Here is a 20,937-nt window from a genome sequence, read left to right as displayed (position 1 = left end):
GAGTACGAAACCTAGAGGAATTGTTGAGATGGAGATTTTCGAGCAGTTTGCAGAAGAGTATGGGCGGACCAAGCTCATCGAAATGACATTGCAGGACTACTTGCTGGAATGTCGTGAAGACCCGACTATGCGGGCTACCGCAGCCGAGCGGATGGTCGCTGCGATTGGCGAGCCAGAGCTTATCGATACCAGCCAGGAGGCTCGGCTTAGTCGCATATTTCTTAATCGAACAATCAAGCGATACGAACCCTTCCAGGACATATATGGCGTCGAGGAAACCATTGAGCGTATCGTTGGCTTTTTCCGCCATGCCAGCCAGGGACTCGAGGAACGCAAACAAATCCTCTATCTGCTGGGGCCGGTCGGTGGAGGCAAGTCAACGCTTGCCGAGATACTCAAAAACCTGATGGAGCGGCAGCCAATCTATGTGCTGCGGGCAGGTGACGAGCTCAGCCCAATCTTTGAATCGCCGCTTGGCCTATTTGACCGCGCGCGAATGGGAGATTTGCTGGAGAACAGGTACAATATCCCCAAACGGCTGTTGAACGGATTGATTTCGCCTTGGGCCGTAAAGCGTTTACAAGAGTTCGACGGCGATATTTCCAAGTTTTCGGTTGTCAAACTCTATCCGTCGAAACTGCGCCAGATTTGTGTTGCGAAGACTGAGCCAGGCGATGAAAACAACCAGGACATTTCTTCGCTTGTTGGGAAGCTCGACATACGCAAGCTGGAGGAATTCAGCCAGAACGACCCGGACGCTTATTCCTATTCCGGTGCTCTGAACCGCACCACGCAGGGATTGATGGAATTCGTGGAGATGTTCAAGGCGCCGATCAAGGTGCTGCATCCGTTGCTGACCGCTACGCAAGAGGGGTCTTACGCGGGCACAGAGAACATCGGTGCTTTCCCCTTCCAGGGTGTGATAGTTGCGCATTCGAATGAAGCGGAATGGCAGCAGTTCAAAAACAACAAGAATAACGAGGCCTTCCTGGATCGGATCAGTCTGGTCAAGGTGCCCTATTGCCTGCGTGCCTCAGACGAAACCCAGATTTACGAGAAATTGCTTGAGGAAAGCAGTCTGGGCGACTCCCCATGTGCACCGGAAACGCTGTCCATCCTGAGCCAGTTCAGCGTCCTGACACGGTTGAAGGAACACGAAAACTCGCCGACATTTTCCAAACTCCGCGTCTATGATGGTGAAACACTGAAGGATACCGATCCCAAGGCTCGTTCCGTGCAGGAATACCGGGATGCGGCCGGGGTGGATGAAGGGATGACGGGCACATCGACCCGCTTCGCGTTCAAGGTACTGTCCGAGACCTTCAACCACGACACCGAGGAAGTCGGCGCCGATCCGGTTCACCTGCTCTATGTTCTTGAACAGGCGGTGAAACGCGAACAATTCCCTGACGAGGTCGAGAGCCGGTACCTGTCTTTCATGAAGGACGACCTGTCGCCGCGCTACGCGGAATTCATCGGGAACGAGATCCAGAAAGCCTATCTGGAATCCTATTCCGACTTTGGTCAGAACCTGTTCGACAGATACATCGCCTTTGCTGATGCCTGGATTGAAGATCAGGACTTCAAGGACCCGGATACCGGCCAGATCCTCAATCGCAGCGTTCTGGAACAGGAGCTTGAAAAGATTGAAAAACCGGCCGGAATTTCCAACCCCAAGGATTTCCGGAACGAAGTGGTCAAATTCGTGCTGCGCGCACGGGCCAACAATCGCGGTCGTAACCCTGACTGGCGCAAATATGAAAAGCTGAGAAGGGTCATCGAAAAGCGCATGTTCGGTCAGATTCAGGACTTGCTGCCGGTCATCAGTTTTGGTGCCAAGCGGGATAAGGAAACTGAAGCCAAGCATAACGAGTTCATCGATCGCATGATCGGTCGCGGATACACGCGCCGACAGGTCAGGCGCTTGGTTGAATGGTACATGCGGGTCAACAAGGCAGGATGAGGAGTCTATGCTAAAATGGCCCATTTCATCGACCGAAGGCTGAACCCCAAGGATAAGAACCTTGGGAACCGCAGGCGGTTTCTGCGCCGGGTTCGCTCTGCCGTCAAAAAGGCGGTTGACGAAAGTGTCCGGAACAGAAAAATCGCCGATGTCGGACAGCAGGAAAACATCTCGGTCCCGTCAGAAGGGATCGGGGAACCGCATTTTCAGCATGACATCAAAGGTGGTACCAGACACCAGGTTCTGACCGGAAACAAGAAGTTCAAGGCGGGTGACCGGCTCAAGAAACCGCCAGCGGGCCAGGCCGGGCAAGGGGGACGTGAGGGTGCCCCCGACGGAGAAGGCGACGACGAGTTTATGTTCGTTCTGTCGCGGGACGAGTTTCTTGCCATGTTCTTCGAGGATCTCGAACTGCCCGACATGGTCAAGCACAGCCTGAAAGAGGTTACCGTCTCCAAACCCCATCGCATGGGCTATACTGCCGCGGGAACGCCCGCCAATCTCAGTGTTTCGCGAACGATGCGCAATGCTTTTGGCCGGCGGCTCGCAATGCGGCGTCCGACAAACGCCGCGATACAGGCTCTTACTGACCAGGTTGAAGAACTGGAGGCGCTGGAAAAGCCAGATGCGGCGCGAAAAGCGGAAACGCACTTGCTGCGCGAAGAACTCGACAAGTTGCTCCGGCGACGCCAGATCGTTCCCTACATTGATCCCTTGGATGTGCGTTACAAGTATTTCGAGATGCGTCCCGAGCCGGCGTCGAATGCGGTGATGTTCTGCCTGATGGATGTTTCGGCCTCGATGGGCGAGCGGGAGAAGAGCCTTGCCAAGCAGTTCTTCGTCCTGCTGCATCTTTTCCTCAAACAACGCTACGACAAGATCGAGCTTGTCTTCATCCGCCACACCCAGGTCGCGACCGAAGTAGATGAGGATACCTTTTTTCACTCTCGCCAAACCGGCGGCACGGTCGTGAGCAGTGCGCTCAATGAGATGAAAAAGATAATCGACGCCCGCTACCCGCCCTCATTGTGGAACATTTATGCCGCGCAAGCATCCGATGGTGAGAATTTCAGTGGAGATTCCCAACTGTGCGCTGACCTGCTGAACAGTGAACTGATGAAGTGCTGCCAGTATTTTGCCTACACGGAAATCGTTGACGAGACCGAGGCCAATCTGATGAACAGCGAAGATAACGGTATGGAGCTGTGGCGCTCTTATCGGCAGGTCGCTGAAACCTGGCCAAACTTCGCCATGAAAAGGATCGCGCGCGCCAGTGACATCTACCCGGTTTTGCATGAGCTGTTTGCGCGCAAGACGAACGGAGTTTCCAATGGCTGATGGGACTGATGCAAAGCGACCGCTGTTTGAAGGAGCAGAGTGGGATTTCGATACCATCCACCGCAGCTATGACGCGATCGAGCGCGTGGCGATCGACGAACTCGAACTTGACGTCTACCCGAACCAAATCGAAATTATCTCGTATCAACAAATGCTGGATGCCTATTCGTCGACCGGGATGCCGCTCATGTACCGGCACTGGTCTTTTGGGAAGCGTTTCGTTCACGAAGAGAAAGCCTATAGCAAAGGCGCAAACGGTCTTGCCTATGAGATCGTGATCAATTCCGACCCCTGTATCTCGTACTGCCTCGAAGACAACACGATGGCACTTCAGGTCCTTGTGATTGCCCACGCGGCCTTCGGACACAATCACTTCTTCAAGAACAACCACCTGTTTCGCCAGTGGAGCGATGCGCAGGGTATTCTCGACTACCTCGACTACGCACGCGGTTTTATTGCCCAATGCGAAGAACAGCACGGTGAACGTGAGGTTGAACATTTACTCGATGCGGCCCATGCGCTCATGCCGTCGAGCGTTTTCCGGCACCGGCGACCCCCCCATTCATCGCTTGCAGATGAGAGAACCCGGCAGCGTGAGCGGCGAATCGAAGAAGAGCGAGCGGTACATTACCTGTGGGACGCCTTCGATCATCCCATGCAGTCGTCAAAAACCGATGAAGAGGCGCAGAAACGCAAGCGCGAAATGGGGCTTCCGGAAGAAAACCTGCTCTATTTCGTCGAGCGTCACAGCCCGGTTCTGGAGTCCTGGCAGCGTGAAGTTCTGCGCATCGTTCGCAACATCGCGCAGTATTTTTACCCGCAGCGTCAGACCAAGGTGATGAATGAAGGATGCGCCTGCTTCGTCCACTATTACATCACCAACCAGTTGCACAGCGCCGGTCTACTGACGGATGGAGCAATGCTCGAAATTTTGCACAGCCATACCAACGTGCTGACGCAGCCCGACTTTGACGCCCCGAACGCGATGGGGATCAACCCTTATGCGCTGGGGTTCGCGATGATGCAGGATATCCAGCGCATCTGCTCCGACCCGACCGAGGAGGACCGGGAGTGGTTTCCGGACATTGCGGGCAGTCGCGCGTGGCGTGAAGTTTTAAAGGACGCCTGGGCCAACTATCGCGATGAAAGCTTTGTTCAGCAATTCCTCAGCCCCAATGTCATGCGCCGGTTCCGCATGTTCTCGCTGACCGATGACGACGGAAAACCCTTCTACACAGTCGACGCGATTCATGACGAACGCGGATATCATCAGGTGCGTGACACTCTGGCGCGCAGCTTCGACACTGCGGAACACGACCCCGATATTCAGATCGTCGACGTGGACTTAATGGGGGATCGCCACCTCAGGTTACAACACTCCGTGCGCAACGGAGTGCCACTGGACCAAAAGGCCTGCGAAGCGACTTTGGGCCATCTACGGCAAATCTGGGGTTTCGATGCGGCGTTCGAAAACTAGCAAAGGTTGTGCTGCACACTCTGGGTCCAGATTGACGAAAAAACTGTATCAGCGCCAGTTAACAGTACAGCTTCTGTGGCTGCCGTGACACTCTCGCCGCCATTTGAACGTGCTAATTACTGTTTCGCCCGCAAACTATGGTGGGGTCAGATCGGGTGTTGTAGACCCATAACTTAAATGGGGAATATGACGGATACACCATCGCGGACACCTGCGGATCAGGCGCAACGACGCCAAGTTTCGGTTCTGTTCTCCGATATGGTCGGCTACACTGCCATCGTTGCCAGTTTGGACGAAGAAAAAGCGCTTGAATTCGTGCGCAAGGTCTATGACACGCTGGTCCGCGCGGTCGAAGGAAACGGCGGCACGGTTCGTGATTTTGCCGGTGACAGCATAATGGCGTTGTTCGGTATCCCTGACGCGCTTGAGGACCCGGCCCTGCGAGCCTGCCGGACCGCTTTGGCAATCCACGCAGCCTTCAAATCCGCCGCGGCAGAGTTTGACAAGCGCTTTGGTGTGCGCCCGGAAATGCGTGTCGGTGTCAGTTCAGGCAATGTGTTGATGGCGGCGGTTCAGGGGGAATTCGGGCCGACGACGGCGGTTGGCAGCACGGTTAATCTGGCGGCACGTCTTGAAAATCTTGCGCCATCCGGAGGCAGCCTCCTTTGCGACACCACCCGCGATCTGGTCGAATGGGTTTCCGATCTCAGCTTTTTCGGCGAGCACACGATCAAGGGTTTGTCCGCGCCGCAAAAGATCTGGCAGCTGAAAGCCATCAACGAAGGCGCGACGCGCTTTGATGCGTCAGTCGCGCGCGGGTTGAGCGACTACGTCGGTCGGTTGGGTGAACTGGATGCGATGTCCGCAGCCTTGCTGCGATCAAAATCCGAGCGAACAGTCGTTGACTTGGTGTCCGAACCGGGTTTGGGGAAATCGCGCCTTGTCTACGAATTTGTTCACCGGGTGCCGGCCGACGAAGTCACCGTCCTGACGGGACATTGTTATCCCGACGGTCAACAGGTACCGTTCCTGCCCTTTTTGGAAATCGTCAAAAAGTCCTTTCACATCAGCGACCGGCACAATCCGCTGCGAGTTCAGGCAAAACTAGAAGCGGGGCTTGAGAATTTCGGGCTGTATTCTCAGCAAAATCTGGGCCTTCTGATGAGCCTTCTGGGGTTCAAAGCGCCCGAAGGGTCGTTGGATGGTCTCGACGGCGTTCTAATCGGGTTGCGCATCCGCGAATTGCTGACAACCCTGCTCAAGAAGAAATGCGCAACAGACTGGGTCGTTCTGGTGATCGAAGATGCCCATTGGATCGACACCTCTTCGAAAGATCTGATGGCGATCGTGCTTGAAGACCCCGAAATTTCGAACCTGCTAATCATTCAAACACGGCGGCCGGAATACACACCGGAATGGCTTGGCAAAAGTGGTGTGACAACAGTCGCGCTGAATCCGTTGACGGTTGCGGATTTTGGGGATCTGGCCCAGGGCCGTCTGGGTGTGTCCGACCTGCCGGACGGAATGGCGGAACAACTCACCGAACGCGCCGGGGGCAACCCGCTGTTCGGCGAAGAAATCCTGAGCTTTCTGCTGGATCAGGGTGCTTTGCGCGTCGATGGAGGAACCGTCTGTTTCAACGCGGATATCAACGACAGCGGATTGCCCCTTACAATGCGCAGTCTGCTGACAGCCAGAATTGAGCGTCTCGCGGCCGGGGATCGCGAGGTCCTGCAGGTTGCCGCCGTTGTCGGCCGCCGCTTTGACCCCGGTCTGCTATCCCAAATTGTGGCGAATGCCGACGAAATTGGCACAACTCTGCAACGGCTGCAGGCGCAGGATGTGCTGTATCGCGAGGCGAACTCGGCCGACTATATCTTCAAACACGTTCTGCTGCGGGACTCGGTGTACCAGAGCCTCGTTCCCTCACGCCGGTCCGCGTTGCACTTGGCGATCGCCGACGCGCTTGTTGTGCGCAACGCAAACCGGCTGCAGGAGGCGGCTGAAACGCTGGCCCACCATTATGGCCAAACCAATCGCACCGATCAGGCGTTCCGCTTTACATCGATGGCCGGGGACAAAAGCCTGGGTGTGTACTCGCTGGACGAAGCCAACCAGTTCTTTGTCGCGGCGCTGGAACTTTATCAAAGCGATCCGGACTGTGCCTCGAATGAACAGTTTGCGTCGTTCATGGCCAGTTTCGCGCTCTGCTCCAACATCTCGTTGCGGGTCAAAACGATCATCGAACTGGCTGGCACCGTACGGCCGATCTTGCAAAAAGCGGGGGACAGTCAGGACCATGCGCTGTTCCTGCACCATTACGTGTCGTGCCTGGTGTGCAATGGCAAGTATCGCGAAGCGCACTGGGTGCAGCAGGAATTGACCGAAATGGCTCAGCGCCTGAGGGATCCTTCCTCCAGCGCTTATGCCATGGTCAACGAACTATCAGTTTCGATCTATCATTCCCCGATCCCGAATGAGCGGTTTGAGGCCAAAAAGCGCGAGATCGAGACCGTTCTGGCAAAAATTGACGATGCTTACATCCACAACTTTTTTCTCGCCACGGTTGGTTGGAACGAATTGACCCGTGGCCGTGTGGCCCGGGCGCACGCGACATCGGATCGTATGATTGCGCTTGGCAAATCCAAGAACGACCCGCGGGCGCTGGGATATGGGACCGCGATGAAAGCGTTGATCGCAATGGTTACGGATGACCATGAACTGGCGCTGACGATGGCGGAAAAGGCGCGGCAGGCCTCGCAGGTCGAGTTTGAACAGGCCATTGCCGAAGCGGCCCGTGTCGCCGCCATGGTCCCGCTGGAACAACCCGGTGCGATTGAAACCGTCCAAAGGCATATAAAGGATTGCGACGAAAAAGGGTGGACCTTGTTCACTTTCGGGCCTGCGACGATGTTGGGCGTGGCATATGCGTTGAACGGTCAGGTCACGGCCGGGCTGCGGCAAGTCGAATGGGCCATTCAGAGGCGCACGGATGAGGGTACTCCGGTTTCGGCAGACTGGGCGCGGTTGTTCCTGTGCGAGATGTACCTGGCCATTCTGACCGGCGAGGGCGGTGGCTCGATCGGGGTTCTGATCAAGAACTTCCGCTCTATCATCTGGGTTACGCTGTTTGGCAGAAAACGGTTGATTGCGATGATCGAACAAGTGCGGAGTAACCCGCAGTTCGACAAAAAAGGTCATTACATCGCGCGCTGTGACATGATCATGGGGCTGCTCTACAAGGCAAAGAAAAAGAAATCGCAGGCCAGAGACTATCTGACGAAAGCGCGTGTTGTCGTCGAAACTGCCGGACGATCACCGATGCTGACGCGGATCGATACAGCCCTGGCGGAGCTTGCCTGATCCGTAAAGTCAGACAGGTTTCTGATCGTAGTCCGGTTTAACAGTAGAATTTTAGCCCGGCCGCGGGTTTTGATCAGGAATTGGCTATACCCCGACAGCGTAGCTATCACGGGACGACGAGGCCAAAGCCCTGAATGCGGGAAATGTACAACAGGATCAGCATAACTTTTCGTTGCCCGACACCAACCTGCCCATAGCGTGACAAAGCCATATGAGCAATTTTAGGAAAGGCGTTAAGGTCGGCACCTGGGCGCCAGAGCGTTTTGGCCCTGGCGCTCGCGTGATGGTTAAGCCGTCAGAGCGTTATGCCCGAAATACATGAACTCACGGTCCATTCCGGCCACGTCACCGGCCTCAAGCGACAGGCTGGCGGAGTCCAGCATTTTGTAGCTTTTCTGGGACTTCACCCAGTCATCCGCATGTTGGAGGGTAGTTAGCGTATAGCTGGTGGTTTCATTCAGGTAGTGCGTTGGAATGATAACCTTCGGCTTGAGCCTTTCCACGATGTCATTGCCCTGTTTGTAGTCCAGAATATGCTGGGACCCGTCGACAGGTAATGTCAGGACATCCACCTGTCCGATTGCGTCCCAAAACTCCTGCGGCGGATTGTGACGGTTATCTCCCCAGATCAAAGTCCGGATTCCGCCGGTTTCGATCAGGTACACCACCATATCCATGTGGCTGACATTGTCCGGCGGGCAGGCCTGAACGCCAAATTCGCCGAGCGCATTGGTCCAATCATACCAGCCCGGCGCGCGGCATACATGCTTATCGGCAAGGCCAGTGATTTTGATATCTGCAAACTCGAAATTTCCGACCATACGGTCCAGCACCATCGTCGATACCGGGCGATGAATCGCATCGTGGTCGAAATGCGTATGCGTCGACATGCAGATATCTACCGGAGTTTCGGGGAATTCGTTCTTGAACCACAATCCCCACGCGCCCGAGGGGTCGTCACGCCACGGGTCGAACAGGACCGTCGCGCCACCGGGGGACGTGATTTTTATCGCGCAATGCCCGAAATAGTCGATGCCGACCGCGCCTTCGACGGAACTCCCCGTTGTCTTTTGCAATTCGATCACACCGTTGTTGTTGCCCGGTTGGGTCCAGTCCGTAGATTGCGCCTTGGCCGGGCTGCTGCCCAGCAACGTCGCCGCTCCGCTTACCCCGGCAGCCCCTGCTGCAGCAAAGAAGGTTCGGCGGGACAGACCAGGGCTTAGGTCGTCCTTGTCCCCGCGCAAGAGTGTCGGTTTAAGGTTCAAATCGTCTTTTTCCATTTTTCAGTTCCCTGTTGTCCTGTAACCCGAAGTCCATTTCGGGGTAACGGAAGGGTATCAACTGCACCTGCAGTCGAAGGCACTGAAAAACCGAGGGGAAAACACTGGGGAGATCCCCATGTTTTATTGAATTGATAGCAACAGGCTTCGCAGGTTCCGACCGCTGCGTTTTAACCCAAGCTTGGCGCGAATGTTGTTGCGGTGAAACTCTATGGTGCTTGGTTCACGCGACAAAGTGCGCGCAATGTCCTTGGTTGTCTGACCGCGCATAATCATCTGCGCTATTTCCTGCTCGGTCGGGGTCAGGGCCTCAAAGACGGTGGCCAATTGCCCGCGCATTTCCGATGTGATGGATTTTAGACTTTCCTCGGCGAGTTCCAGATAGGCACGGCCTGCAGGATCTCCGTCAAGCCTGCCACGCAGCTTCGCCAGATGAGGCAGGACCAGCCCCTTTATCTGGCGCAGAATCTTTTCGTCATACTCTTCGCGCGATGTTTCCACGCTGTTGAGAAGTACGCGCAGCGCGGCATTCGCTTCCTCAAGATCTGCGGTGCGGTTTGCGACACGCTGCTCCAATTGGTCCAGCGTGGCCTGCAACTCGGATTCAAGCGCAGCGCGTCTGTCGATCTCGGTCAACAGCTCAAGATCTGCCTCTATGACCCTGGCAAACTCTTGTAAACCTTCGCGAAAAAGCAACGCGCGCCTATTCCGGCGGGTGTCCAAAACACAGATTGTTCCGAAGATACTACCGTCTGGCCACTTCAGCGGGTAGCCGATGTAGAAACGCATCCCGTGTTCCATGTCGTCATTGTCGACCCAGTCGGGATCACAGGTGGCGTCTTCTACAGTCAATTCGCCGTCGTTGCGTAAAACCCCGTAGCAATAGAGCTTTTCGTTCAGTGTGAAACGGCAACCGGGCTTGTACGGATTACCCTCTGAGACACTGGAGACAAAAACAGAATGGTGGGGTTCGTGCGTCCGCATGACAAGACTGGCCGGCACGTTTGCGACCCGTGCAATGAGGTTCACGATCCTCTGCCACTTGGCGATGGTTTCTTGTGATATTGCAGGCTTCAAGCGATGGCATCCCAGTATTCGACGCGAAACCCTTTCAAGCGTAATCCGCGCAGGGGTGATCTCGCAAGGTCTCTGTTGCAAGAACGGAATTGGATCAAACAATCTGGCCTGTCGACGTGCTGCCCGTTTTGGTCAAATTGGACACAAAACACAGCAATCAATAGAATGACTTTTGGCGTTCAATGCGTGTTCTCGGCGGTTTGATCTGCCAGCATGGCCTTTATTCAAGTTTTTTCATTCGAGGGCTGTTTTTAAGTAGTTGCTGTAAACCTGTCACGCTTGTCGCTTTTGCTTGTTGTGTTTATTGATGTGATTGGATTTGGATTAATTCTGCCGATATTCAACACGATCTTGCAGGACCCACAGCAAACCTTGTCGCTGTTCTCAGGAAGCGTCGGACCGTCCGAGCAAGGTTGGGTGATGGGCGTTACGGTTGCAATCTATGCCTTGGGCTCAGGAACCATTACAGCGCTCAGCGGTTCTCTTATGACAATCAATCTGCGCATGCCATTCCTGATCGCCATAATCTGCTGCGTTTTGGTACTAATCGCGATGGCAAAACTGTTCCGGCATCCGGGCGTTCAGTCGCTTGATACCAAAGGTAAGTGACCACTGCCGCGACAGATGCAAAGATGGCATTCGGACCTTTGTTGGAGCGTAAATCGAAGGCGATAAACGTCGGAACTCGCATCCGAGTCAACAGAACCGGGCCCAAACCCGCAATGATCAGAAGGTCAGCAACAAAGCAGAACTCGTGCGGTCAAATTCTGAGGCATCCAATGAATGATCTTGCAGGGTGTGTGACCGACCGACTTCAAAAACTCTGGTTCGGAGCACCGACGGGTCACACTGCGCATGTCGTTGAAGAACTGATCTGTTGTAAATGTAACGAAACTAGTTACTTCGATTGGACCTTCTGACAAGTTCGGGCACAAGGCGCGGATACTGCCACACTGCCAACGACAACTCGAATTGCGTCCAATGTATGGTGCGAATTGTTACCGTTTTCCGCCTCCGATGGTTTTAGTGTCTCAGGTCGCTATTTTATCAATCCTCTGTTTGCGCGGTGAACAGATCCTTGCGCAAAGTCATCAGTGCGCCGGGGTCGATTTTTCCTTGAATAACGGTGGTCTTGCCGCTGGCGATAGCCTGTGTGAGGGCAGGGCCCATTTCTCCGGGACCGTTGACCCAAATCCCTTTGCCGCCGCAACTTTCGGCAAACTGATCAAAGCGGGGCGAGGCGATTTCCGCCCCCAACAACCGACCGCCGTAAAACTCCTGTTGATAGGCTTTCTCAGCTCCCCAGGCTTCGTTGTCGAGGACGACGATCGTAATTGGCAGATTGTGCGAGATGGCCGTTTGGATTTCGATCATTGTGTACCCGATTGCACCATCACCCATGATCGCCACGACCGGACGTTCGGGTGCGGCCGCTTTGGCCCCGATGGCGGCGGCAAGTCCAAATCCGACCAGCCCAAAATCCAGTGGCGTGATCAACGAAAGCGGTTGGTAATGCGCCAGCCGATCTGCGGCCTGCAGACAAGTATTTCCGGTATCCAACGTGACGATGGCGTTTTCAGACAATGCGTCACGTAATTCAGCAAGGGCGCGTCTTGGGTGCAAAGGCATTGTGGCGATCTTGGCCTCTTCCTCGCGTTCCTTCAGCAGGCTGTCCATGTCGGCGCGAAATGCTTTGCGCCAGCTGTCTGCGACGGGCTTTCGGGTTTTGTCGGCCAAGGCCTCGGCCGTCAAGCGAGCGTCACCTTGAGCGGCGATTTCTGCAGGAAAGTAACGCCCCACGGCCGAACCTTCGATATCGACATGAGCTATGCGGGTTTCCTCACCAACGTAATCATTGGAATGAAACGTCGAATTGAACCCCAATCGCGCGCCCAGAACGACCATGACATCGGCTTCTTTGGTCAACCGTGACGCAACCCGGTTGCCGCGCGGTCCGGCCTGACCGGCAAACCAGGGATGGCCGTGACGCATGACGTCTGCGTGCCCCGTGGATGCCACAACCGGCACTTCGAGTATTTCGGCCAAAGTCGTTAGCGCGTCCCGCCCGGCGCCCCATTTGAAACCGCCGCCGGCAAAGATTACCGGACGTTCTGCACCTCCTAGTAGGTCTGCTATTGCAGCGATATCGGCGGGCGCAGCCGGGCCGGGGCGCGCTATGTTGACCGGTTCGGGATCAATTGCCGGAACACTGGTGGCGAAAAGGTCACGGGGCACATGCAGGACAACCGGTCCGCGCCTCCCGGAATTGGCCAGACGGATCGCATCCTCTAACATAGGGGCCAGCCGGCCCGGATTCGTAACCATAACGGAACGTTTGCAAATCGGGGCGAACAACGCGACCTGGTCGACCTCCTGAAAGGTGTCCTTGGCCTGATCCGCGCGAGTGATCGCTCCGGCGATCACCACCAGTGGGGAATAGGCCAAATGGGCTTCGGCTACGCTTGTCACGAGGTTTACAACACCGGGCCCCGCCTGCGCCCCCAGAACGACGCCGGGCTTGCCGGTCATCCTTGCCCAGGCGTCCGCCATATGCCCTGCAGCGCGTTCATCCCGCGCCCCGACATAAGCGATGTCGCCGCCCTGATACATGGCGTCATAAAGTTCGAGCATCGAGCCACCCAGCAGGCCGAACACAGTATCAATTCGGTTCGCTTTCAGGACGCGATAAACGGCTTCGCCGCCATTGATAGTGTTCATGTTCTACTCCTCGGATCGGGGCCGCAGGTTTTGCGGATCAAAGATGGCATCTTGGTGGATTGTAACGGGAATGACCTGGTTCAGAATCTGCACCGACAGACCCTCACGCGGTGTTCCTTTGCGCACGAACAACCAGCCTAACGATTTACCGACGGTGTACCCGTAGCCGCCGGAAGTGGTCAGACCAACGGGCGTGCCGTTCAGTAATACAGGCTCACCGCCATGCACATCGATATCCTGACTATGCACCTCAGCATAAAGAAGCTCCCATTGTGGCGTGTGCGCCAAAAGCGCATTACGACCGATGAAATCGCGCTCTTCGCTGCGCACGAAGCGCTCCAGCCCCACATCGAACGGCCCGGCATCTGTGGTCAGCTCAGCCGATGCGCGATAGGCTTTTTCCATGCGCATGCCATTAAATGCGTAGCTGCCCAAATCGACCAGCCCAAGCTCTGCGCCCGCTGCGTGGAGCGCATCATATAGCGTGCCCATTCGGTCAAGCGGCGCATGCAATTCCCAACCCAGTTCACCTACAAATGACACGCGCAACGCATATAACGGAACATCGGCGACGGTGATTTCCTGCCCGGACAACCAAGGGAAGGCTGCGTTGGACAGATCGGTATCCGTGAGTTTCTTCAGGATCTTGCGAGAATTCGGGCCGCATAAAGCCAGCATTCCCCAATTGGCCGACCGGTTGATCATTTGCACGTCTTCCCCAGCGCAGATATGTGAACTGATCCAGTCAAAATCGGGGTTGGCGCGGGCGATGGCGGATCCGGTTAAATAGCGATCACCGGCTATGCGCCAAACGGTGAATTCGGTCTCGAACCGGCCTCTGTGCGTCAGCAAGTGGTTGAGGCTCATGTTGCCATCGCGTGATGGGATTTTGTTGGCGGACAGTCGGTCAAGCAGTTTGCCTGCATCCTGGCCGGAGATTTCGAACTGCGCAAAGGCGCATAGGTCAATCACACCCGCGCCTTCGCGTGTGGCTCGGGCCTCGGCCATTGCATTCGCATGCCAGGGTTGGCGACCCCAGCCAATCTGTTCGACCTCACCAACCTTGCCGAAATAGCGCGGGCGTTCCCAGCCTGCGACCTCGCCAAAGACCGCGCCCTTGTCTGCCAGCCGGTCATAAAGCGTGTGTCGATTGACAGGCCGCAGACTGTGAAACTGTTTGCCGGGGCAGGGCGTATCATGGCGGCGCATGAATTCGTCTTTGGTCCGCTCGACAATGAAACTGTCATTGGCAAAGTCACCATAACGACGGGGGTCCATCGACCGGGTGTTTATCTCGGCCTCGCCGTGCACCATCCAGTCGGCCAGTACTTTGCCCGCGCCGCCACCCCATGCCAGCCCGATAGACGATCCGCAGGATAGCCAGATATTGGGCACGCCGGATGGCCCGACCAGCATCCCACCATCGGGGGTATGCGTGATTGCGCCACGCACCACACGCTTGATACCCAACTCGGATAGAACCGGCATCTTTTCAAGCGCCACCATCAGGAAGTCGCCGATCGAGTCATAGTCTGCTTCGAACAGTTCGTTCTCTGCAGCCCAGGGGGCACCTTGCGGCATTTCCCACACAGTCGGACAAACATGACCCTCATAGATTCCGATGAGCCCTGATTTCTGTTCCTGCCGGATGTATCCACCGAAGGCATTGTCACGCATTACAGGCAATTCCGGCCGACCTTCGAATTCCGGAACGGTGTCGGTGACCAGGTAATGATGCAGACACGAGACCGAGGGGATTTTCAGGCCGAACCATTGCCCAACCTGGTTGGCATAACTGCCCGCGGCGATAACCACATGCTCGGCCAGAACATCGCCCTGTTCCGTGCGAAGCAGCCACATGTCGCCTTTTCTGCTGGCGCCTGTAACCTGATTGCGCCGCTCGATCTTTGCGCCGCGCGCGCGAGAGGCTGCGGCCAAGGCCATTGTCACGCCAGACGGGTCGATATGCCCGTCCTTGAAGGTCTGAACGGCGGCCTTGACGTCGTCGACCTTGTAGAACGGATTGCCCTTTGCGACCTCTTTCGGTCCGACCAGTTCCATCGGCAGATCCAGCAGCCTGCCCACGCCCATGATGGATTTCATCCAGTCGACTTCGTCGTCGGTCGTGGCAATTCGAAACCCACCAACTTCGTGCCACCCGATACTTTGGCCGGTCTCTTCCTCGACGCGTTTGTAAGTTTCGATCGAGGTTTTGTTGATCCATCCCGCGATGCGGCTGCCCACCGCATGCGCGATCTGCCCCGCTGCGTGCCAGGTCGATCCGCTGGTCAGTTCCGCCTTTTCGAATAGGATCGTGTCGGTCCATCCGTTTTCCGCCAGTTGAAACTGCGCCGCGACACCCATGATGCCACCACCAATTATGGCGACCCGGGTGGTTCGAATAGTGTCAGTCACGCAAACGCCTCCTTCGCGGGTTTGAGAGATGCTTTTGCGGGAAAACGAGTGCAGGCGATTTCAACTTCAAAACCCTCGACCACAGTCTTTTCCAAGAGTTGGTCGAGCGGTGCATCCACCATCGCCAATGCGACGGAACGTTTGAACCGGTAGCTCCACGCAGAAGAGGTAATCTGCCCGACGACCCGACCGCCGAAGTAGATCGGTTCATCATGCATGGGGATTGCCTCGGCATCATCAAACAGCATCGAGACGATGCGCCGATTTGGTGAATGGTTTTGCAAGGCCGCTTCGCCGACAAAAGCCGTGCCAAAGGCGCAGAATGCCCCAAGCCCTGCCTCAATCGGCGTGGTACCAGGGGTCAGTTCATGGCCAAATGCGCGAAAGCCACTTTCGATACGCAGGGATCCGCTGGCGTATAGACCAGTGTGTGTCGCCCCGGCCTCGACCAGTGCTTCATGTGCCGCCATCGCCATCTCGGCAGGGATGTACAGCTCGTACCCTTCCTCGCCAGTAAAGCTCAGCCGCCCGGCCCAGCCGCAGGCTAGGCCAATTTCCACCGGAGCGAAATGGAACCGTTTCAAATCGGGCAGAGGCGTGTTCGAAGTGGCTTGCAAAACCTTGTGCGCCCGTGCCCCGGCCAGGCCGACAACGGCGTGTCCGCTGGTTACATCGGTGAATTCCACGCGGTAATCACCTTTGGTTTCGCGCATCCGTTTCAGATCACGCACCACCTCACCCGCGCCCACGATCATCAGGTAGGAGTCCAGCCCGTGACGTTGCACGGTCACGTCGCTTTCGATGCCGCCACGGGGGTTCAGGATCTGACTATACGCAATTCGTCCTGAGGGGATGTCCATCTGCGCCGCACACAGGTGGTTCAGATAACTGCAGGCATCCGGTCCCTGCACCATGATCTTGCCGAATGCGCTTTGGTCGAGAATGGCGGCCCCGTTTCGGCAGGCGTCGACCTCAAGGCCGACCTGATCGCGCCAGGCCGGAGTGCCGAATGTCAACGGCAGATGCGTTGCCTGACCGCCGAAATGCACCGCCCGTTCCCATCCGCCGCGCGCCTCGAACCGGGCGTTTGCCGCGACCAGTCCGGCATGGATCGGCGAACGCCGTTGTCCACGTGCCGTATCCATCGACCTGCCCGGGAAAGGGTTGTCGTAGTGGCGGCCAAGAACTTCGGGAATGCGTTCCTCCAGCGCCTTTAGAACGTTCATCTCAGGGCTGAAACGGCGAATATCGGCTTCGTTCAACTCCATCGTTGGTTCGCCTGCGATGATCCACTCGGCCATGGCCTTACCCGCACCTCCCGCCAGAGCAATCCCGGTCGAGTTCATCCCACCCATCAGGAACAGACCGGGCACCTCCGGGCTTTCGCCCAGCATGAATTGGCTATCCAGGGTAAAGCTTTCAGGGCCGTTCAGTAACATCCGCACCTCGGCGCGCTCCAACGCCGGAATGCGGTGCAGAGCATTTTCCATCATCGGCATGAAATGGTCCCAGTCCTCATCCAGCAGATCAAAACTGAAATCAGCGGGCAGACGGCTAAGCGGCAGCCCCTTGGCGTTGGGTTCAAACGAGCCGACCAACAATCCTTCGACATCATCGCGGGCGTAAAGAAAAGCGTCCTGATCGTTCAGGGTCGGCAAATGCGTACCGGGGCCAAGCGCCTGAACCTCGGGCAACGGTTTGGTCAGGATATAGAAATGCTCGCACGCGTATAGCGGCATATGTGCCCCGGCCATTGCGGCGACTTCTCGGGACCACAGTCCACAGGAGATGACGACCTCGTCGGCGTCGATGACGTGGTCCCCAACCTCGACCCCTGCGATGCGGCCTTCCTTTTTTCTCAAGCCGGTTACGGCAGTGTCTTCATGGATTTGTACCCCGCGTGCTTTTGCGCCCTTGCTGAGCGCCAGCGCCACGTCCGATGGGTTTACACGCCCATCTGCCGGTGACCAGACGGCGCCGATTACGTCGTCTGTTCTTATGAGTGGCCATAACTCCTGCGTGCGTGCGGCATCGACAACCACGGCTTCAAGCCCGAATGCGCGGCCTAACGAAACCTGTCGTTTGATGTTGGTCAGCCGGTCCTCGTTTGTAGCCAGTGTCAACGATCCGGTCTGGGTCCAGCCTGTCGCCTGCCCGGTCTCGCGCTCCAATTCGCCATAAAGGTCAATGGAGTAATTGATCAGCTTGGTCAGCGTAGCTGACGGGCGCAGGCGTCGAACAAGCCCGGCCGCATGCCAGGTTGTCCCGGATGTCAGTTTCGAGCGCTCCAGCACCACAATGTCTTTGCGCCCTTCACGGGCCAAATGATAGGCAATCGAACAGCCGATAACGCCGCCGCCAATCACAATTGTGCGGGCTTGTTGAGGCAGAGTCATGTGATTGAGCCTTCCCGGATCATGTCGGACAGGGTTTCGCGGAATGCCTCAAGCGCCTCGTCGATCAGTTCGGGCGTATGGGCCGCGCTGGTAAGACCCGACGTGTAGGACATCACGTCGACGCCGCGTGTAAGCATCCCGTTACGATACGCACGGACCTGCGCAGCCGGCAGTCCACGGATGTGTGCGGGCGTCAACCCGTCAAGCGAGCTGTTACCGAAGTGCAGGTGAAAGATCGAGCTGTCGCCATAAGCCAGGCCCGAGACCTCGGCATCGGCCAGGGCTGCATTCATACCCGCGCGCATTCGCTCGGCCATTGCGTTGGCATGCGCCTGCACCTCGCCTGTTGCCAGTATTGGCATGGCCGCACAGGCCGCCGCTGCAACAAGGGGTGAGGCATTGAACGTTCCTTTGTGGCTGACTGCCGGGGCAAACCCGCCCATCGAAGTGGTGTTGTTCATCAGTTCCATGATGTCGGCCCGTCCACAAACCGCACCACCCGGCAGACCGCCTGTAACAATCTTGGCCAGAGTCGTGAGGTCTGGCGTTATGCCATCGCGCGCCTGTCGTCCGCCGGGAGACCAGCGAAAACCGGTGATGATCTCGTCAAAAATCAAAACCACACCAGCAGTTCGGGCGACATCGTGAAGGGCTTGCAGGGTTTCGGATGTCAAAGGTACACAACCATAGTTCGCCCCCGAAACCTCGATGATCACGGTTCCGATCCGATCGTCCTGCAGGGCACTTTCCATCGACTGTGGGTCGGCGTCGCAGATATCGATCAGGTCGTTCACAGCCTCGGGAATTCCCAGTGTGGGCGCGGTCTGGCTGCCGGGTTTGGCCCCTTTAAGCGCGTGGTCATGCCAACCATGAAAGTGGCCATCAACGCGCAGAACGCGATCCTTGCCGGACCACGCGCGGCCCAAGCGGATGGCAAGCATCGTTGCTTCGGTACCCGACGAAGTGAACCGGGTCCGCTCGGCCGAAGGGTAAAGGTGGTTTATCCATTCCGCCCAAAGGGTTTCGGCCTCATGACAATCGGCACTGAAGATTGAATGTTGCGCTTGCTTCTGCACCGCTTCTACGATGGCCGGATGGCAATGGCCCAGCATTTGGCTGGCGCTGCCCATTTTGAAGTCGATATAGCGTCGGCCTTCAACGTCCCACTTTTCGGCACCCTTGGCACGGTCGATGAAAATCGGGTGGGGATCGCGAAACCGCAATTCGTGGCTGACACCGCCGGGCAATGCCGATCGGGCGCGTTCTGACAAAGCCTTGTTGGTCATTCATTCCTCCCAATTCGGGATCGGCTGAGGCGGATGTCGAAAGCGCCCCGCAGCGCGATATCCGTCTCATCTGCGATATGGTTCGGAAAATGGCTGGCCAACAATTCCCGCGCCCGGTCGCGGGCCACATCGCCGACAGGGTGCGCGCCGTCTTCCTGCCATTCGACGGGGGTGCGTCTATCGCCGATATGGGGGTAGAAATAGTCGGACTTCATCCGGTCAAATGTGTGAATTTCGCCCAGATAGTGTCCCGGCCCGCGACACACGTTGGCAATGACATCCGCCGCGATGTTCTCGGGCGTGGCTTCGACCCCGCGAATTGTGCGCAGAATATTCCCAATCAGGTCGTTGTCGCTGACGTAAGCTTCGAGCGATACCCCCAGAAGGCTTGCATGAATGCCTGCCGCCTGAGTTACGATATTCGATCCCGCATGCGCCGCCATCGCAATGGCAAGGGTCTTTTCGGCACCATATTGCGTATCCAGCGTCTTGGCATCCGTGATCCCGGCAATTGAGGATGTAGGAAGGCCAAAGTGCCGACCCATCTGGGCCGCAGCCGCCATCAGGATCGCCTGTTCGCCGCCCCCTCCGGACATTGATCCGGTGCGCAGATCAGCGACAAGGGGCTTGGGCGCGAAAATGGCTTTCGCCTCAGGGTCGACAAGGCGGGCAAAGACCAACCCGGCCAGTGTTTCCGCCAAGGCCTGTACCAAGGATCCGGCGATTGTGGCGGGGCTGGTGGCCCCGGCCTGACCAGCGCTGATTAGTTGCACAGGGAACCCAGCCTTTATGGCCGCTTCCAGGACCTCGCAGGCGTCTTCGGCAAAGCGCATGGGTGGAACAACGTGGCAGACCATGACAGTCAGGAACGGGCGGGCGCGGAACGCAGCTTCCCCACCGGCGATAGTGTAGCAAAGCTCAGCGATCGCCTGAACGTTCTGGGGCTCGGTGATCGACATGGACACATGTTTGGATGTGCCGATCAGACTGGCATAGGCTGTGTTGATATCCATCGTTGCGTTGTCTTCGATGTCACGCACAACAACCGGACGGCTGAAATGGTGGATGTTCTCCATCGCATCCACCAACCTTGCGGCATCATAGAGGTCGGCCAAAGTAGAAGGTCGGTACAGTCCCGTATCAATGTCAAAAACACCGGGGGCCGCCCCGCCGGTCGACATATGCACGCGCGCACCTGCGATGAGCAGGTCGTGTTCGGGGGATTGACCGCACAAGCGGAAATCCCGCTGTGCCCCGGCGATCGCGCTTTGCACCAGGGTTCGTGGGAACAACAACCGTCGGTCTTCAGAAAGAGTGCCGCCCGCTGCAGTGACGGCTCGAACCATCGAAGGGATGGCCTGGCTTAGCCCAAGTGTCTCCAGCAATGACAAGGCGGATTCTTCCACCAAAGCCACCTCGGATGGGCTTAGCGGTTTCAGGCGCCCTCCGGCCACCCCCGCCCAGACCGGAGGATTGGTGTCGACGATCGTTTCTTGGGCCAGGCGATCTTTTCTACCGCGCCGTCGGTTCGATTTTGGCATCTATTCATGAGCTCAGATTGTCTTTGCCCCAGAATGAACCCAACTTGCATAAGTTTACAAAAGCCATTTTTTCATCAATAGAT

The 20,937-nt window shown here is 56.8% G+C and carries 12 protein-coding genes; 5 read left to right on the top strand and 7 right to left on the bottom strand.

The features are described 5' to 3' along the window. The first annotated feature begins 28 nt into the window (after positions 1 to 28). The 4 genes from ACR0AA_RS16020 to ACR0AA_RS16005 all read left to right on the top strand — a co-directional run bounded on the left by ACR0AA_RS16020 (position 29) and on the right by ACR0AA_RS16005 (position 8,141). Positions 29 to 1,963, top strand: coding sequence for a PrkA family serine protein kinase (locus tag ACR0AA_RS16020; RefSeq protein ID WP_480756431.1), 1,935 nt, complete (start codon positions 29 to 31; stop codon positions 1,961 to 1,963). A 15-nt stretch (positions 1,964 to 1,978) separates the two neighbouring features. Beyond that, complete coding sequence (locus tag ACR0AA_RS16015) at positions 1,979 to 3,301, top strand: YeaH/YhbH family protein (protein WP_480663791.1); 1,323 nt, start codon at positions 1,979 to 1,981, stop codon at positions 3,299 to 3,301. Then, the gene (locus tag ACR0AA_RS16010; protein ID WP_480663793.1) at positions 3,294 to 4,778 is read left to right on the top strand and encodes a SpoVR family protein; all 1,485 of its coding nucleotides are present in this window, start codon (positions 3,294 to 3,296) and stop codon (positions 4,776 to 4,778) included. The genes ACR0AA_RS16015 and ACR0AA_RS16010 overlap by 8 nt, the downstream gene beginning before the upstream one ends. A 186-nt stretch (positions 4,779 to 4,964) precedes the next feature. Next, positions 4,965 to 8,141, top strand: a complete 3,177-nt coding sequence (locus ACR0AA_RS16005) for an ATP-binding protein (protein ID WP_480663795.1) — start codon at positions 4,965 to 4,967, stop codon at positions 8,139 to 8,141. Between the two features lie 287 nt (positions 8,142 to 8,428). On the opposite strand, the gene ACR0AA_RS16000 is transcribed toward ACR0AA_RS16005, so the two are convergent. After that, positions 8,429 to 9,421: an MBL fold metallo-hydrolase gene (locus ACR0AA_RS16000; protein ID WP_480756430.1), complete on the bottom strand. Its 993-nt coding sequence runs from the start codon at positions 9,419 to 9,421 to the stop codon at positions 8,429 to 8,431. Positions 9,422 to 9,544: 123 nt separating this feature from the next. Then, entirely contained in the window at positions 9,545 to 10,450 is a 906-nt protein-coding gene (locus tag ACR0AA_RS15995) for a LuxR C-terminal-related transcriptional regulator (RefSeq protein WP_480756429.1), read from the bottom strand. 345 nt (positions 10,451 to 10,795) lie between these two features. Here ACR0AA_RS15995 and ACR0AA_RS15990 point away from each other — a divergent pair, with 345 nt between their 5' ends. Continuing rightward, a complete protein-coding gene (locus ACR0AA_RS15990; protein WP_480756428.1) occupies positions 10,796 to 11,107 on the top strand; it encodes a hypothetical protein in 312 nt (103 codons plus the stop codon). Positions 11,108 to 11,545: 438 nt separating this feature from the next. On the opposite strand, the gene ACR0AA_RS15985 is transcribed toward ACR0AA_RS15990, so the two are convergent. Genes ACR0AA_RS15985 through ACR0AA_RS15965 form a run of 5 tightly spaced genes read right to left on the bottom strand, consistent with a single transcriptional unit; the run spans position 11,546 to position 20,854 of the window. Further along, entirely contained in the window at positions 11,546 to 13,216 is a 1,671-nt protein-coding gene (locus ACR0AA_RS15985) for a thiamine pyrophosphate-binding protein (protein ID WP_480663803.1), read from the bottom strand. Between the two features lie 3 nt (positions 13,217 to 13,219). After that, positions 13,220 to 15,631, bottom strand: coding sequence for an FAD-dependent oxidoreductase (locus ACR0AA_RS15980; protein ID WP_480756427.1), 2,412 nt, complete (start codon positions 15,629 to 15,631; stop codon positions 13,220 to 13,222). Continuing rightward, complete coding sequence (locus ACR0AA_RS15975) at positions 15,628 to 18,027, bottom strand: GcvT family protein (protein WP_480756426.1); 2,400 nt, start codon at positions 18,025 to 18,027, stop codon at positions 15,628 to 15,630. The genes ACR0AA_RS15980 and ACR0AA_RS15975 overlap by 4 nt, the downstream gene beginning before the upstream one ends. Beyond that, positions 18,024 to 19,313 (bottom strand): aspartate aminotransferase family protein, encoded by a 1,290-nt coding sequence (locus ACR0AA_RS15970; protein WP_480756425.1) that lies wholly within the window; start codon positions 19,311 to 19,313, stop codon positions 18,024 to 18,026. The genes ACR0AA_RS15975 and ACR0AA_RS15970 overlap by 4 nt, the downstream gene beginning before the upstream one ends. Beyond that, positions 19,310 to 20,854, bottom strand: a complete 1,545-nt coding sequence (locus ACR0AA_RS15965; protein ID WP_480663810.1) for a trimethylamine methyltransferase family protein — start codon at positions 20,852 to 20,854, stop codon at positions 19,310 to 19,312. The genes ACR0AA_RS15970 and ACR0AA_RS15965 overlap by 4 nt, the downstream gene beginning before the upstream one ends. Positions 20,855 to 20,937: the final 83 nt, after the last annotated feature.

Source organism: Ruegeria sp. CE8, from assembly GCF_056537465.1.
This window is presented reverse-complemented; position numbering and strand designations above follow the sequence as displayed.